15 protein-coding genes are annotated in these 15,321 nt (G+C 62.9%); 3 read left to right on the top strand and 12 right to left on the bottom strand.

The features are described 5' to 3' along the window. The 11 genes from AC5DC2_RS08485 to ubiE all read right to left on the bottom strand — a co-directional run. On the bottom strand, nucleotides 1–231 hold a 231-nt coding region (locus AC5DC2_RS08485), incomplete at its 3' end, for a glutamine amidotransferase-related protein (protein WP_491698182.1). 37 nt (nucleotides 232–268) lie between these two features. Continuing rightward, on the bottom strand, nucleotides 269–898 hold the full coding sequence (locus AC5DC2_RS08490) for a 5'-methylthioadenosine/S-adenosylhomocysteine nucleosidase (protein WP_491698183.1): 630 nt from the start codon (nucleotides 896–898) through the stop codon (nucleotides 269–271). Next, complete coding sequence (locus AC5DC2_RS08495; RefSeq protein WP_061449692.1) at nucleotides 899–1,351, bottom strand: PaaI family thioesterase; 453 nt, start codon at nucleotides 1,349–1,351, stop codon at nucleotides 899–901. 112 nt (nucleotides 1,352–1,463) lie between these two features. Further along, a complete protein-coding gene (locus AC5DC2_RS08500) occupies nucleotides 1,464–1,919 on the bottom strand; it encodes a TspO/MBR family protein (protein WP_491698184.1) in 456 nt (151 codons plus the stop codon). A gap of 43 nt (nucleotides 1,920–1,962) precedes the next feature. Next, on the bottom strand, nucleotides 1,963–3,051 hold the full coding sequence (locus AC5DC2_RS08505) for a DUF1513 domain-containing protein (RefSeq protein WP_491698185.1): 1,089 nt from the start codon (nucleotides 3,049–3,051) through the stop codon (nucleotides 1,963–1,965). A 5-nt stretch (nucleotides 3,052–3,056) separates the two neighbouring features. Beyond that, nucleotides 3,057–4,145, bottom strand: a complete 1,089-nt coding sequence (locus AC5DC2_RS08510; protein WP_245308942.1) for an imelysin family protein — start codon at nucleotides 4,143–4,145, stop codon at nucleotides 3,057–3,059. A gap of 14 nt (nucleotides 4,146–4,159) precedes the next feature. Further along, nucleotides 4,160–5,689, bottom strand: coding sequence for a di-heme oxidoreductase family protein (locus AC5DC2_RS08515; RefSeq protein ID WP_491698186.1), 1,530 nt, complete (start codon nucleotides 5,687–5,689; stop codon nucleotides 4,160–4,162). Between the two features lie 62 nt (nucleotides 5,690–5,751). Beyond that, nucleotides 5,752–7,038, bottom strand: coding sequence for an imelysin family protein (locus tag AC5DC2_RS08520; RefSeq protein ID WP_491698187.1), 1,287 nt, complete (start codon nucleotides 7,036–7,038; stop codon nucleotides 5,752–5,754). A 151-nt stretch (nucleotides 7,039–7,189) separates the two neighbouring features. Further along, nucleotides 7,190–8,485, bottom strand: a complete 1,296-nt coding sequence (locus AC5DC2_RS08525) for an RsmB/NOP family class I SAM-dependent RNA methyltransferase (protein WP_491698188.1) — start codon at nucleotides 8,483–8,485, stop codon at nucleotides 7,190–7,192. 220 nt (nucleotides 8,486–8,705) lie between these two features. Next, nucleotides 8,706–10,298: a 2-polyprenylphenol 6-hydroxylase gene (gene ubiB / locus AC5DC2_RS08530; protein WP_491698189.1), complete on the bottom strand. Its 1,593-nt coding sequence runs from the start codon at nucleotides 10,296–10,298 to the stop codon at nucleotides 8,706–8,708. Nucleotides 10,299–10,307: 9 nt separating this feature from the next. Next, nucleotides 10,308–11,084, bottom strand: a complete 777-nt coding sequence (gene ubiE, locus AC5DC2_RS08535) for a bifunctional demethylmenaquinone methyltransferase/2-methoxy-6-polyprenyl-1,4-benzoquinol methylase UbiE (RefSeq protein ID WP_024708990.1) — start codon at nucleotides 11,082–11,084, stop codon at nucleotides 10,308–10,310. A gap of 140 nt (nucleotides 11,085–11,224) precedes the next feature. Between ubiE and mutM the strand changes: the two genes are divergently transcribed. Continuing rightward, nucleotides 11,225–12,115, top strand: coding sequence for a bifunctional DNA-formamidopyrimidine glycosylase/DNA-(apurinic or apyrimidinic site) lyase (gene mutM, locus AC5DC2_RS08540; protein WP_491698190.1), 891 nt, complete (start codon nucleotides 11,225–11,227; stop codon nucleotides 12,113–12,115). 14 nt (nucleotides 12,116–12,129) lie between these two features. Here mutM and AC5DC2_RS08545 read toward each other — a convergent pair whose 3' ends face one another. After that, nucleotides 12,130–13,122: a 2-hydroxyacid dehydrogenase gene (locus tag AC5DC2_RS08545; RefSeq protein ID WP_024708988.1), complete on the bottom strand. Its 993-nt coding sequence runs from the start codon at nucleotides 13,120–13,122 to the stop codon at nucleotides 12,130–12,132. Between the two features lie 326 nt (nucleotides 13,123–13,448). On the opposite strand from AC5DC2_RS08545, the gene rpsT reads away from it, so the two are divergent. After that, the gene (gene rpsT, locus AC5DC2_RS08550) at nucleotides 13,449–13,715 is read left to right on the top strand and encodes a 30S ribosomal protein S20 (RefSeq protein ID WP_024708987.1); all 267 of its coding nucleotides are present in this window, start codon (nucleotides 13,449–13,451) and stop codon (nucleotides 13,713–13,715) included. Nucleotides 13,716–14,564: 849 nt separating this feature from the next. Beyond that, nucleotides 14,565–15,321: DnaA ATPase domain-containing protein (locus AC5DC2_RS08555; protein ID WP_491698191.1), on the top strand; the 757-nt coding region annotated here is incomplete at its 3' end.

Below are 15,321 nucleotides of genomic sequence, written 5' to 3' on the forward strand. Positions count from 1 at the left end.
GAACACCGCCTGCGGCGCGCGTGGCGAGCCGTCCCGCGTGACGGAATCCGGCCCGCCGGAGAAGATCACCCCCTTCGGCTTCAGCCGTTCGAAGCCTTCCTCGGCCTTCTGGAACGGCACGATCTCGCAGAATACGCCGGTCTCGCGCACCCGACGCGCGATCAACTGCGTGACCTGGCTGCCGAAATCGATGATCAGGACGGAATCGGGATGAGAGATGTCTGCGGTCATGGGAGGCCTTCCGCTCGATGAAAGCTAAAAGCTGCGTTTAGAGGGGAATCGCGCCCGTTTCAATGGCGCTTTCCAGCCGATCGATGGCATGGCTGAGTTTTTCATCGATGATATGGAGATATTGGGTCCAGTCGGTGACGTGCTTGAGCTCCTCCCTGCCATCGGAAATGCCTCTGAGGCCGACCAGCGGCACGCCAAAGACCTGACAGGCCCGCAGCAGCGCAAACGTCTCCATGTCCACCATTTCGGCGTCTATTAGATCATAGGCCGCGCCCGAGACGATATTGGCGCCCGTTGAAAGGCGGGCTGAAGGCAGGCCGGGAATCGAGAACGGCAGCGGAACTTCGGCCGGGATATCCAGAAACGGCGTCCGGCCTTTCTCGAAACCGAGCGGCGAGGCATCCATGTCGCGAAAGGAGACCGAGGCGGCCTGATAGACTTCCGTCTGCTCCAGCGTGGCCGAACCGGCCGAACCGAGCGAGACAACGAGCGCCGGCAGCCTGCCGGCCGCGGCAGAGACGGTGAGCGCCTTGGTCAGGGAGATCGCGGCCTCGACCGGGCCAACGCCCGCCATCAGCGGTGAAATCCGCGCCTTCAGCCTTTCGCCATATTCGGCCTCGGCCGCCATCACGAAGAGAACGTCCTTTCCGGCAACCCGATCGAGCATCTATCCCTGAAACCCTTCCCGGTCGCGCACGACCATGCATGTGCCGGACATGGAGGCGATCAGCTTCGCCGGACCGTCCTCGCCGATCGCATAGCCGCGCCCGTCGGTGACGATGATGTTTGTGCCGGGCTTCGTCACCTCGCCGCGAAACAGGAACCGCCCGGCGCGCCCCGGCGAGAGGAGGTTGACCTTGAACTCGATGGTGAGCAGCGAGGCGTCGGTATCGATCATCGTATAGGCGGCATAGGTGCAGGCGGTCTCGAGCCCCGTCGCGATCACGCCCGCATGGAGAATGCCGTGCTGCTGGGTCAGTTTCGGATCGAACGGCAGCTCGATTTCCACCACGCCGTGGCTGATGCGGGTCAGCTCCGCCCCGAGCATCTCCATCGCGCCCTGGCTTGCAAAACTGTTCATGATCCGGGCGTGAAAATCGCCGTGCTCGAAATTCGCCATGCCTCACCGCGTAGATCTAATATGCCAGAGCGTCTTTGTGCGTCCGAATGGACGCACGGCGCTCTAGCAGCGAAGATTGGCACGGTCGCCTATTCCCAACAAGCGGGAAAGATCAATTGAGGTAAACGATCGAGGCATTGAGCAGCGTCGCGAAGGCGACCCAGGCCGCGTAGGGCGCGAACAGCAGGGCCGCAGGCCGGTCCTTGCCCCAGGTGCGGGCGATGAACAGAAGGATGCCGGCAAGAAGCGCGACCACGACCACGAGCGCCGCCGCCGGCATTTCCATGCCGAAGAAGAGCGGCGACCAGGCAAGGTTCAACACCAGAAGCGCCGACCAGAGCGTCAGCGCCCCGGAGGTTTGCGGCCGGCCGGTGAACAGCCGCGCTCCGGCCCAGCCGATCAGAATATAAAGCAGGCTCCAGGCGGGCGCGAAGACCCAGTTCGGCGGATTGAAGGGCGGCTTGGCGAGCGATTGGTACCATTCGCCCGGCACGTTGACGATACCGACGATGAAACCGGCGACGACGACGCCGACGATGAAGACGGCATGGATTGTGATGTTTTTCATGGCGAGACCGATCTAGCGCGCAAAACCCTGTTGTCCAGTCATTCTAGTGTTCAGTCAGCCGCTGGATATGCTGATCGAAAGCGACATCATGATGGCGCCCGTTGAACGATCCGCCATAGGTGCCGACAGCAAAGCCATGGTCTGCCGCCGCAATGCCCGCCGCATCGGCGAGCGCGCGCGAAGACCGCAACGCACCGGTGACCTCGTCAAGCGTCACCACCATCCCCGCGCCCTTCGGAGAGGAAAGGCCGATCAGCCCGTCGCGCGGGTTATAGGCGATGGCGCCGACATAATTGCCAAGCCCGATGGTGATATCCTCCGGCAGTTCGGCAAAGGCGAGCGCCTCGCCGGGGGCGAACCGGCCGACGAGCGGCGGCAGCGCGTTACGCGGGCCTTCATACTGGCAGGCGAACCAGACGCGTCCCTTTTCGCCGATTGCCAGATGCCGTGTCGAAAGCTGGCGAAGATCGGCCGGCAGCGCATGTTTTTCGACAAGCGCGCCGGACGCCGCATCGATCAGGGCCAGCGACGGCTCCATATGGTCGAGATTGAGCTTGGTGCGGCCGAAATCCGGATGGGTTTCGATGCCGCCATTGGCCGCCACCAGAAAGCGCCCGTCCGGCGAGACCGCCAGATCATGGGGACCGATGCCATGGGTCGGATATTCGCCGACCCTGAGATAGCCATCGCGCCGATCATAGATGCCGATCACACCGCGCCGGTTTTCGAAATCATTCTCGCTGGCATAGAGAAACCGTCCATCCGGAGAAAACGCCCCATGGCCATAGAAATGCCGGTCGGCAACGGAATTGATGATGAACCGTCCGCTGCCGCCAGCGGGCGAGAACACCAGAATAAAGGTGCCGGGCCGGCGGGCGAAGGCCGCCACTGCACCCGTTGCGGGCGACGCGGCAAGGCCGTGGATACGGTCGGGCAGCTCGATCTCGGCGATGAAATCGCCCGCCTCGCTCATCAGCGCCAGCGCGAAACTGCGGTCCGGCCTGCGGATGCCGGTGGCATAGACCGCGTCGGCCCGCGACAGCGCAAAGGCCGCCCGCGGCGCAAGGCCTGCGAGAAAGGCGGCGCCTGCGGCCTTCATGAAATGGCGACGGTCGACAAGCGGCGAGCGCATGCGCGTCAGTCCCCGTCGGAGAAGGAGAAGCCCGCGCCAAGGCCGATCGCGCCGCCATAACGGTCGTTGAGCCTCAGGATCAGGTCCCTGGTGTTGATCAGCAGGTAATCGAGCTTTGCAAGCTGGTCCGGATCGGAGAGCACGACCTCGATATCCGGGTTCATGCCGCCGACCACGCCCTCGACGGAGGAGAACAGGAAGTTGATGGAGGAGACGATGGAGCGCACATCCTCATCGAGCAGATCGACCATATCCGAATTGTTCAACAGTGCCTGCAGGCCCGCGAGATTGTCGCGGATCGAAGGCCAGGTATTTTCCGAACGCCAGTAGATCGCGCGGGTGGGAATATTCGGGCCTTCCTCGCCGCGGTAGAAATATTCGAGACGCTGGTCGCGCACGGTCTCCATGCCGTGCACCAGAACGCCGAGCAGCGCCGTGAGCGCCTCGTCATTCGTGCGGAACAGCGGATTGTCGGGGCCGGGATTTTTCCAGTGGGCGGCAACGCCGTCCTTTGCATCCCACTCCTCCGACAACTCGCCTGCGATAGTGTCGATATTCTCGGCAATCGCCGCACCGTAACGGCAGCGATAGGTCTCCGGCGCCTCGAACATCGTCTCGTATTGCGTGCCGAAGAGAACGAATTCCAGCGCCAGCAGGCCCTGCATGGCGACGCTCTTTTCCGGCAGGTAGTCGGGATCGGCCGCGCTTTCATCCTCCTCGATGATCGCAGCCTGCACCTGTTTCAGGCCGATGCTCTTGCGATCGGGATAAAACAGAATGCGCTCGAAACGGTGGTCATCGATGACCGGGCCGGTGCGCACGATCTCGATATGCGACCATGCGCCGACCAGTTCGTCAAAGGCTGCCGTCGCCTCCCCATAGGTCGCCTCGTCAGGCGTGGCGCAGAAGGCGCCCATTGCCGAGGCCATGACGCCGGAGGCCTCTTCAAAGGCGTGATAGCCGGGGCGGATGAAACCGTCGACGGCCTTTTCCAGCACCATCGGCACGTTATCCTCGTTCATGGCCCGGGCACTGCCTGCGCCAAGCGGCAGAGCGAGAAGGATGGCGAAGGCGGTTCCGGCAAGATGTCTCACAGCGACCTCATGTCTCACAGCGATTCCAGGAATGTGATCAACGCGTCTCGGTCCTCTTTCGAGGCATCGGCGAAATTGTCCCGCGCATCCTCAGCCTCGCCGCCATGCCACAGGATCGCCTCGGTGCGGTTGCGCGCCCTTCCGTCATGCAGGAAGAAGGAATGGCCGCTGACAACCTCGGTCAGCCCCGTGCCCCAGAGCGGCGCGGTGCGCCATTCATAGCCATCGGCAACGCCGACCTGCTGATGGTCGGCAAGTCCCTCGCCCATGTCATGCAGCAGGAAATCGGAATAGGGCCAGATCAGCTGGAAACGATGGGCGGGGTTTTCCGCATCGCGGCTGGTGACATATTTCGGCGTGTGACAGGCGGTGCAGCCGGCCTCGTAGAACACCTGCTTGCCGCGCAGCACCTCAGGGTCATCGACATCGCGGCGGGCGGGCACGGCGAGGTTTTCGGAATAGAAGGTGACAAGCTCCATCACCGGATCGGGCGCCTCGGTCTCGCCGAGCCGCGCCTGGGCGCCGTGGGGCATGTCGAGGCAGGCGCTCTCCGTCTCAGAGCAATCGCCCCAATGGTTCGGCGCGTCCGGCGAGGAAATGCCGATATCGCCGGAAAAGGCGCCGGAGGACTGGTCGCGCACGCTGGCATTCTGCGCCTTCCAGCCGAAACGGCCAAGCTTGACTTCGCCGGTCCTGTGATCGCTGACGATGGCCGGACGACCGGAAATGCCGTCGTGGTCCGCGTCATCGGGATCGGCCCGGGACAGGATATCGGCCGGGTGGATCGCCTGGATCAGCCCCATGCCGATCATCTGGTTGGCGATGCGCGGCGAAAGCGTCGTGTCCGCGCCCATCGGGCCATAGGCCAGATCGATCACGCTATAGGTTGGCTCGCGGAGCGACACGACCGTGCCATCGCCGAGCACGAACGGCTTTTCCGTATAGTCGATCTTCATGTGGCCCTCGGCCTCAAGGCCCGGCACGGCGAAATCCTGGAACTGGCCGCCATAGACCTCGTCCGGGAAGTTGATCGTCTCGTAGCTGTCGATGCGCGCCTGCTCCTCCGGCGTGCGGGCGGGCCGCGCCAGACGCAGGAACATCGAGGTGGCGTCGCTGTCGCCCTCCGGCGGATGGCCGCGCCCGTCCTTCAAATGGCAGCTCTGGCAGGAGCGCGCGTTGAAGAGCGGACCAAGCCCGTCGGAGGCCTGCGTCGACGATGGCGAGGAAACCCAGAATTTGCGGAACAGCGCATTGCCGAGCTTGAAAGTCTCTTCCTCGGCAAAGGTGATGTTGGCGGAGGATTTGGAAAAGACATCGCGGTTGACGGTCGCCTTGGTGGTCGCCGCCCCGCCCTGCATGGCCTCGAACCGTTCGGCCTTGGAGAAGTCATCGGTCGGCTCGGTGACCTTTTCCACGCGGGCCTTGTCCCTGGCATCGAGGTCATCACGCGTATCAGGCAGCGGCCAGTCCTGGGCCAGCGCCGCAAAACCGAACAAGGCGGCAAGCGCCGCCAGAGGAAGAGTTCTCGAATACCGTGTCGTCATGGTCTTTCACGCCAAAAGGAGGGCGGGCCCCGCGACATGCGCGGGCCCCGCCGTTGCTATTCTTATTGGAAGACAGCGTCCGGATTGTCCAGGCTGTCGGAGCCTTCAAGGTCAATCTGGCCGAGTTCCAGCGCTGCGATCGCACGCTCGATCGAAGGTGTCTGCGCGATCAGGCCGTCAATGGCTGCCTGAACGGTGGCGTTGCCCTCATCATTGCCTTCGCCGATCATCTGGTCATAGGCCTCGACGGTTTCCGCGCGGGTCGCCATCGCCTCCATCGCTTCGACGGTCGCAAGCAGCTTCGTCTTCAGCTCCTCATCCAGCGCTGCGTCCTTGGCGGCAACGAGATCGGACACCGAGGCGCCGGTCATCTCCGTGCCGTCAACGCGGACGTAATCGCCGGTATAGGCCTGCAGGATGCCGATGACATCGTTCAGGTGCGAGGCATGGGTGTTGTCGGAGAAGCAATCATGCTCCTCTTCGGGATCGTGCAGCAACAGGCCGAGCTTCATGCGCTCGCCGGCAAGCTCGCCATAGGAGAGCGAGCCCATGCCGGTGAGGATGGCGGCGACGCCGCGCGTGGGGTCTTCGGTCACATAAGCGTAGGCCTCGCCGCCTTCTTCCCAGGCCGCGACGATGTCCTCGAGGTCGGAGATCAGCAGTTCGGAGGCCGCCGAGAGATAGGCGGCGCGGCGGTCGCAGTTGCCGTTGGTGCAATCCTCGCCCGAAAGATAGTCCGTGTAGGAGCGTTCGCCAGCGCCGGCATCCGTGCCGTTGAGGTCCTGGCCCCAGAGCAGGAATTCGATGGCGTGATAGCCGGTCGCGACATTGGCCTCGATACCGCCGGCCTCATGCAGCGTATTGGCCAGAAGATCCGGCGTGATCTCGGCCGCATCGACGGCTTCGCCGTTGATCTCGATTTCCGGATTGGCGATCACATTGGCGGTGTAGAGCGTGTTCTCGTCGCTTTCCATGCCGTAGGAGGCGTCGACATAGTCGATCAGGCCTTCGTCCAGCGGCCAGGCATTGACCTTGCCTTCCCAGTCATCCACGGCCGGGTTGCCGAAGCGATAGACCTCGGTCTGCTGGTAGGGAACGCGGGCGGCGATCCATGCTTGCTTGGCGGCGGCCTGCGTCTCTTCGCTCGGGGCCTCGATGAAGGCCTGGATTGCCGCGTCGAGTTCCTGCGCCGTGGTCAGGCTGTCCTGATACTTGGCATGGGCGACGTCGGCGTAATGCTTGACGACCTCTTCCGGCGTCACGTCCGCCGCAAAGGCCGGCATGGCCGCAAGAACAGTCGAGGCCGCGAAAGCCGAAAGCGCAACGCGCATGGTTGTCGTGCGTTTCATGAATCCCTCTCCTTCAATGAGTTCACGCATGATTGATCGCGGTCTACATGAAGGAAAAACAAACTTGTGTCAAATAATCCAGTTATTGGACAGACAATAGGCAGACCGGGTGAATTTACGCCTTGATGATCGTCAATTCCGCTCGCTGAATTCAGGATTTTCGGACCAGAACCGCGCAGAAGAAACCATCCGTTCCCGTGGCCGCCGGCGTCAGCGTGGCAAAGCCTGCGCCGGAGACATGAGGCCGTGCCCCGACGCCGGGAAACACGGCGGACCAGACGGTTTCCATATCGATGGCCGCAAAGCCGCTGCCGGCCTCGCCTTGCAGAAACCGCGCGATCTGCTTCTGATTTTCCGCCGGCAGAAGCGAACAGGTGACATAGACCAGATGTCCGCCCGGCTTGACGAAGCGTGCGGCATCGGCAAGCACCTCGGCCTGCTGGGCCGTGCGCTCCTCGAGGTTCTTTTCCGAAAGCCGCCATTTGATGTCCGGCCGGCGACGCCAGGTGCCGGTGCCCGTGCAGGGCGCATCCACCAGAACATGGTCGAAGCGCGCCTCGAGGCCCGAGAGCCCTTCCAGCGAATCGTGAACCTGTACATTGCGCGTGCCCGCCCGCTTCAGCCGCTCGATGATCGGCGCAAGCCGCGTGCGGTCGGCATCATAGGCGTGGACCTGTCCGGCGTTCTCCATCGCCGCGGCCAGCGCCAGCGTCTTGCCGCCGCCGCCGGCGCAGAAGTCGAGCACCTGATCGCCGGCCTTCGCCCCGACCAGTTTGGCGACGATCTGCGAGCCCTGATCCTGCACCTCGAACCAGCCCTTCTGGAAGGAAAGCTCGGCGGTGACATTGGGCAGCCGGTCCGGCCCGCTTCCGGGCGGAATGCGGATGGCCTCGGGCGCGATGCCGCCCTCCCCGGCGCCGCTGCGGGCAAGGGCCTTCAGCACCTTCTCGCGCGTTGCCTTCAGCGTGTTGACGCGCAAATCCAGCGGCGGGCGCAGGTTCAGCGCCTCGGCCTCGGCCAGCCAGTTGTCGCCGAAATTCTGCTTGAAAGCCGGCAGGATCCATTCGGGAAGGTCACCGCGCACATCGTCGGGCGCATCGGCAAGGTTGCGGCTGACGAAAGCCTTGAGCGCGGCATCGGAGAGCGGTTCGGGCGCGAACTTGTCGCCGTCCAGCCGTTCGGCAAGCGCTTGCGGCGCAATGCCCCACTGGCGGAAGAGGACGGCATGGGCGAGCGCCGCCGGGCTGTCGTCCTCCATGAGCCAGGCGTGGGACAGTTTCAGCCGCAGCGCGTCATAGACGATATTGCCGATCGCCGCACGATCGCCGGAACCGGCAAACCGATGCGCCGTGCCCCAGTCCTTCAGCGCATTGGCAATCGGCCGCCGCCGCTCTTCAACGTCAGAAAGGACTTCAATCGCGCCTTGAAGACGTCCGCCGATGCGCATGGTTATGCTCCGTTGATTGGAGGGAGACGCGGAAAAGGTTTCCATCAATCTCCCCCCTTGAGGGGAAGATGCCCCGAAAGGGGCAGAGGGGGGTGAACCCTCCCGCCGATTTCGGAGCCTGATGCTTATGCCTATACCCCCCTTTGTCGCTATTGCGACATCTCCTCCTCAAGGGAGGAGATCGGCGGGCGCTATGCGGCGAGCTTACTGGCACCAAGCCCTACCCCAGCCACATGAACGACGCCACGACAGCAAGGTAACCGAGCACGATTGCAATCAGCCACAATGCCACCCGGCCAGAGCGCGTATGCCGCGCCTCGGCCCGGCCGATGGCCTCGGCCGTGTTCTCGTCAAAGCGCAGGCCTTTCTCGCTCATGGCAATGATTTCGTTGTGGAATTTCTCTGTCTTGTCGGCGATTTCCGGGATCGCCTCGGCGATCTTGAGCACCGCGTGCATGCCCTCGCGCATATCGGCGAGCACGCGTTTCGGGCCGAGATTCTCCTCGATCCACTTGCCGACCACGGGCTCGGAGGCCTTCCACATGTTGAAATGCGGGTCGAGCATGCGCGACACGCCCTCCACCACCACCATGGTCTTCTGCAAGTTGATCAACTGCGTCTGCGTCGACATCTCGAAAATTTCGGTGATCTCGAATAAGAGCGTAAGCAGCTTGCCCATCGAGATCGTCTCGGCCGACTGGCCGTGGATTGGCTCGCCGATGGCCCGGATCGCCTGGGCGAACGAGGCCTTGTTGTGGTGCGCCGGCACGTAGCCCGCCTCGAAATGCGCCTCCGCCACGCGCATGTAATCGCGGGTGATGAAGCCGTAGAGGATTTCGGCCAGAACCCGCCGTTCCTTCTTGCCGAGCCTGCCGACAATGCCCATGTCGACGGCGACGATCATGCCGTCATTGTCGACGAAGAGATTGCCGGGATGCATGTCGGCGTGGAAGAAGCCGTCGCGCAGCGTGTGGCGCAGGAAGGACTGGATCAGCGTGACCGCCAGCTCTTCCAGATTGTGCCCGGCCTTCTTCAGCCCCTCGAGGTCCGACATCTTGACGCCGTCGATCCATTCCATGGTGACGACATCGCGGCCGGTGCGCTCCCAGTCCACCTTCGGCAGGCGGAAACCGGGGTCCTCGGCCGTGTTCTCCGTCATCTCGGAGATGGCCGCCGCCTCGAGCCGCAAGTCCATCTCGATCTTGGTGGTCTGCTCCAGCGTGCGGGTGATATCGACCGGGCGCAGCCTGCGGCTGGAGCGGATGAACCGCTCCTGCATGCGCGAGACCAGATACATCGCCCCGAGGTCTTCCTGGAAGCGCTGGCGAATGCCGGGACGGATCACCTTGACCGCGACCTTCTGCCGGCGGCCGTCGCCATCGATCACTTCCGCCGGATGCACCTGCGCGATCGAGGCGGCGGCAATCGGATCGCCGAAGGACGTATAGAGCTCGTCCACCGGGCGGCCGAGCGAATAGCGGATGGTGGCTTTCGATGCCTCCACCGAGAAGAACGGCATGCGGTCCTGCAGCTGCGCCAGATCGTTGGCAAAGCCGTCGCCGACCACATCAGGCCGGGTCGCCAGAAACTGGCCCATCTTCACATAGGATGGGCCGAGCCGCGAGATCGCCTTGCCCAGCCGGTCGGAACGGTCCTTCTTGCGCGCGCTCGGCCGGGCAAACGGCACGAGCAGCGCCTTCACCAGCCGCGCATAGGCCGGCAGGCCTTCCGACGGCAGCGCGTTGATCACGCCTTCGCGGGCCAGCACCCAGCCAACGCCGAGCAGATTGAAATAGGATCGTAACGCGCCCATGAGCCGTGCCTAAAGCTTCCAGCCTGAGTGAAGGGCGGCGATGCCGCCCGAATAATTGGTGAATTTGACGCGCGAAAAACCGGCGCGTTCGATCATCGCGGCAAAGTCCGCCTGGCTCGGGAACTTGCGGATCGATTCGACCAGGTACCGGTAAGGCTCGCCGTCGCCGGCGACCGCCTTTCCGACCAGCGGAATGGCATGAAAGGACCAGGCCTCGTAGACCTTGTCGAGGATCGGCGCCTCGACCTCGGAAAATTCCAGCACGAGAAGACGCCCGCCCCGCTTCAAGACGCGGTAGGCTTCAGACAGCGCCTTGTCGATATGCGGCACGTTGCGGATGCCGAAGGCGATCGTATAGGCATCGAAGCTCTTGTCATCGAACGGCAGGTCCTCCGCATTGGCCTCGACGAAGGTGAGGTTGCCGGAAAGCCCCTTCTTCGCCGCCCGCTCCTCGCCGACGGCAAGCATCGAGCCGTTGATGTCAAGCACCGTGGCCTGCGCCAGCCCGCGCGAGGCCTTGACGATGCGAAAGGCGATATCGCCCGTGCCGCCGGCAACGTCGAGCACCCGGTAATCCGGGTTCGGCGGCGGATTGAGCGCGCTCACCATGCCGTCCTTCCAGGCGCGGTGCAGGCCCGCCGACATCAGGTCGTTCATCATGTCGTAGCGTTTGGCGACCTTGTGAAACACGTCGTTGACGAGCGGCTGCTTTTCGCCATCAGCGACGTCCTTGAAGCCGAAAGAGGTTTCCATGCCGCCCTGCGCACCGGTCCGGCTTTCAGCCATATTCGCACCTATCTGTTACCCGATTGAAATTTCAGGCGAGCATAGCGAAAGCCGAAACCTTGCGCTATTGCTGTCGCCCGCCGACAGTGCGGCTATAAACCGAAACGGAATAAAGCGAAACGCCAAAGGCTTAAAATAAGATGCCGGAATTGCCCGAAGTCGAAACCGTCCGCCGCGGACTGGCGCCCGCCATGGAGGGCCGCCGGATCGAGAAGCTCGTTCTCAACCGCGCCGACCTTCGCTTTCCCTTTCCCGAAAACCTTGTCGAGACTGCGGCGAACAGGACCATTGTCGCCCTGGGGCGGCGGGCGAAATACCTGCTGATCGACCTCGATGACGGCACCACAATCATCGCCCATCTCGGCATGTCGGGTTCCTGGCGCGTCGAGGAGGAGGACGATGCCCACCTGCCGGGCCGGTTTCATACCCCCCGCAGCGTCAATGCGCTGCATGACCATGTGATCATCGAACTGAGCGGCGCGCCGGCGCGGCGCATCGTCTATAACGATCCGCGCCGCTTCGGCTTCATCAAGCTTGCGCGGAAGGCAATGCTGGAAGCAGATCCGACCTTTGCCGGCCTCGGGCCGGAGCCGACCGGCAACAGTCTCGATGCCGATTTCCTGGCCGCGCGCTTTGCCGGCAAGACGCAAGCCGTCAAATCCGCCCTCCTTGACCAGCGCAATATCGCCGGCCTCGGCAATATCTATGTCTGCGAGGCGCTCTGGCGCGCCCGGCTTTCGCCCTTTCGCGCCGCAGGCCGCCTCGTCACGCCGAGGGGAAGGCCGAAGGAAGGGCTGAAGAGGCTTGTTCCGGCAATCCGCGCCGTCATTGCCGAGGCGATCGAGGCCGGGGGCTCGACGCTGCGCGACCACCGCAGGACGGACGGCACGCTCGGCTATTTCCAGCATTCCTTCTCCGTCTACGACCGCACCGGCGCACCCTGCCCGCACGAGGATTGCAACGGCACGGTGGCCCGCGCCGTCCAGGCCGGCCGCTCGACCTTTTATTGTCCGGCCTGCCAGAAGGGATGATGGGATAGAACGCTCTATCGCCGGTCGATCGGATGCAGCGCCGCGCCCTTTTCCTCGAAGGCGGTGATGTTGCCGATCGTGGTATGGGCAATGTTATAGAGCGCCTCCTCGGTGAAAAAGCCCTGATGACCGGTGATCAGCACATTGGGAAAGGTCAGAAGCCGGGCAAAGATATCGTCGCGGATGACGGTGGAGGAGAGGTCGCGGAAGAACAGGTCCTCCTCTTCCTCATAGACATCGAGCGCCAGAGCGCCGATTCGTCCCGACTTCAGCCCCTCGATGACGGCGAGCGTATCAATGACGCCGCCGCGGCTGGTGTTGACCAGCATCCTGCAGCGCTGCATGGCGGCGATCGCATCCTCGTCGATGAAATGCCGCGTCTCCGGCGTCAGCGGGCAGTGCAGCGTGATGATCTCCGAACGCTCGAGCAATTCGCCCTTGTCGACATAGCGCGCGCCGAGCGCGATGGCCTCGTCGCTCGGATAGGGGTCGAAGGCGAGGATCTTGCAGCCGAAACCGGAAAAGGCCCGCATCACGTTGCGGCCGATCCCGCCGGTTCCGACCACGCCCACCGTCTTGCCGTGCAGGTCGAAGCCCAGAAGCCCGTTGAGCGCGAAATTGCCCTCCCGCACCCGGTTATAGGCGCGGTGGATCTTGCGGTTCAGCGTCATCACCAGCGCCAGCGTGTGTTCGGCAATGGCATAGGGCGAATAGGAGGGCACCCGGGCGGTCGCCATCTGCAGATGATCGGCGGTCGTCAGATCGAGCCGGTTGAAGCCCGCGCATCTGAGCGCAACGAGCTTGACCCCGGCCTCCTTCAGTTCCGTGAGCGTCGAGGCCCCGAGATCGTCATTGACGAAGGCGCAGACGGCCTTGGAGCCTGCGGCGAGCTTGGCCGTCGGCGCATGCAGCGGCGCCTCCGTGAACACCAGGTCATGACGCCCCTCATTGGCGGCTTTGAGGAATTCCTCGTCATAGGGCTTGGCCGAAAAGACTGTGACGCGCATGTTGCTGTACCCTTTGCCTTCTGTCTTGTGCCGGGGCCGAAGGGGCCTCCGCGGCTCTTAATCCTTCATGAAGTTTAGAACGCACCGGCGCAATGGCAATGGCGCGACACGCCGCAGCAGGAGCATTGCGGCGAGAGGCCAGCGGCAGCGGCGGGTCTTTTCTTCAATTGTTCATTGACGGACCGTCCGTTTGCCTTTATATGCCCGCACCACAGTGTTGAAAGCTGCAAAGCTTCATCGATTGCTCCCGGCAGAAAAGCGACCCTGGCCTTTGACGGCGCGCCGCCGATGCCGGAGCTTGCGACCACATTCGAAGAGAGACTTATATGGCCAATACAACTTCGGCGAAAAAGGCGACGCGCAAAATGGCCCGCCGTACCGCCATCAACAAGTCCCGCCGCTCGCGTGTTCGCGGCTTCGTCCGCAAGGTCGAGGAGGCGCTCGCAGCCGGCAATCTCGATCAGGCGAAGGAAGCGCTGAAGGCCGCCGAGCCGGAAATCGCCCGCGCCGCCAGCAAGGGCGTCCTGCATCGCAATACGGCCTCGCGCAAGGTTTCGCGTCTCGCTCAGCGGGTCAAGACACTGAGCGCCTGAGAGCGAACAAGTACCAGCTTTTCGAAGAACCCGGCCTTTGGCCGGGTTTTTTGTTTTTCTTCATAGGCTTGCCCTTCATGACAATCGCGTTTCAACCACATGTCACAAAAATGACGATTTTTTTAACGTGATTTCAATAGGTTGCGGGAGGAAGGCCACATTTCAACCAAATTTGGCCCGAATTCGCGCCCCCGAAACGCGTCAAGAGATTTTATTTTTTCGACCCCGAATCGGCGCCGAAAAATGAGCGCCTTCTGAATCTAATTGATTCAAAAGCGATTCTTTTGAGAGCCCGGCAAGCGAGTCAAAATCGACCCCTTGAGTCAATGCGAGCAGCGGCGATTCGCGCAAAATTCCTTGTTGAAATTGACGGCCGTTCTTGCCTAAATGCTTCCCACATCAGCGGACGGATTGAGCTCCCGACCTTGTCGGGAGGGGCGCGTTCTCCAGGGACGCGTTGTCTTCCCGAAGCTGGAAGCGGAGTCGTTTTGGCTTCGTCCTTCCGACAATCATAGGTTGCGCACCGGTTTTCTTCGAGAAATCCGGTTCGGTCATTGTGTGCCTTTTTCAGGCCGGAAAACAAGCGGGGACCCAAAACGACTGACCGGACATTTTGCGGCCAGCATCACCCTTTACGAGGAAGGGCGCCGGCATGTGCAAGGAATGTCCCAAGCCCGGCTTCGACCCGGGCGATTTCAACAAACGACCCTTTGAACGGGGTCAAAGGGAAAACGGGCCGCGGGCGCACAGGGCGCTCGCGCCCGGGTGATGACTTTTGAAAGGCGGCAAGGAATGAGAACGAGGACAGTGACTTCGCGCACTGAGCAGGGTGCAGGCGCTTCAGAGGTCTTGAAAGGGGAACACAGTGAAGCACCGGACGCTACCTTGAGTACCGACAGCCAGTTTTTCGAGCGTTTCTGCACGGCGCTCAAGGCCCATGTGGGCGCCGATGTCTATGCCAGCTGGTTCGGGCGGCTGAAGCTGCAGTCCTCTTCCAAGAGCGTTATCCGCTTCTCTGTGCCGACGGCATTCCTCAAGTCGTGGATCAACAACCACTATCTCGACCTGTTGTGCGAACTGGCACGCTCCGAGCGTCCGCAGGTGCTCAAGGTCGAGGTGCTCGTGCGTTCGGCAACGCGCGCCCAGCGTCCGCAGGTTCCCGAGGAAAAGCCGAAGCCGGTGCTGCCCCAGCAGACGGCCGCCGTGCGCCCGATTCCCCGCGCCGTCAACGACCAGCCGCTGATGCCCGAGCCCGAGGGCGGGTCTGCGCGCGGCGCGGCGCAGGGCCCGAGAACCGTTTTCGGTTCGCCGCTCGATCCCTTCTTCACCTTCGACAGCTTCGTCGAGGGTTCGTCGAACCGGGTGGCCTTCGCCGCGGCCAAGACCATTGCCGAATCCGGCATGGCGGCAGTCCGGTTCAATCCGCTTTTCATCCACTCCTCCGTGGGCCTCGGCAAGACGCATCTCCTGCAGGCCATCGCCAACGCCGCTCTCGCCTCCCCCGACAAGCAGCGCGTGGTCTATCTGACGGCCGAATACTTCATGTGGAAGTTCGCCACCGCGATCCGCGACAATGACGCGCTGACGCTGAAGGATTCGCTGCGCA

Source organism: Martelella sp., assembly GCF_984369615.1.

Coding starts and splice junctions, on each gene's coding strand:
- AC5DC2_RS08490 (WP_491698183.1), bottom strand. CDS start 898: ATGCTCGATCGGGTTGCCGGAAAGGACGTTCTCTTCGTGATGGCGGCC.
- AC5DC2_RS08495 (WP_061449692.1), bottom strand. CDS start 1,351: ATGGCGAATTTCGAGCACGGCGATTTTCACGCCCGGATCATGAACAGT.
- AC5DC2_RS08500 (WP_491698184.1), bottom strand. CDS start 1,919: ATGAAAAACATCACAATCCATGCCGTCTTCATCGTCGGCGTCGTCGTC.
- AC5DC2_RS08505 (WP_491698185.1), bottom strand. CDS start 3,051: ATGCGCTCGCCGCTTGTCGACCGTCGCCATTTCATGAAGGCCGCAGGC.
- AC5DC2_RS08515 (WP_491698186.1), bottom strand. CDS start 5,689: ATGACGACACGGTATTCGAGAACTCTTCCTCTGGCGGCGCTTGCCGCC.
- AC5DC2_RS08520 (WP_491698187.1), bottom strand. CDS start 7,038: ATGAAACGCACGACAACCATGCGCGTTGCGCTTTCGGCTTTCGCGGCC.
- AC5DC2_RS08525 (WP_491698188.1), bottom strand. CDS start 8,485: ATGCGCATCGGCGGACGTCTTCAAGGCGCGATTGAAGTCCTTTCTGAC.
- ubiB (WP_491698189.1), bottom strand. CDS start 10,298: ATGGGCGCGTTACGATCCTATTTCAATCTGCTCGGCGTTGGCTGGGTG.
- ubiE (WP_024708990.1), bottom strand. CDS start 11,084: ATGGCTGAAAGCCGGACCGGTGCGCAGGGCGGCATGGAAACCTCTTTC.
- mutM (WP_491698190.1), top strand. CDS start 11,225: ATGCCGGAATTGCCCGAAGTCGAAACCGTCCGCCGCGGACTGGCGCCC.
- AC5DC2_RS08545 (WP_024708988.1), bottom strand. CDS start 13,122: ATGCGCGTCACAGTCTTTTCGGCCAAGCCCTATGACGAGGAATTCCTC.
- rpsT (WP_024708987.1), top strand. CDS start 13,449: ATGGCCAATACAACTTCGGCGAAAAAGGCGACGCGCAAAATGGCCCGC.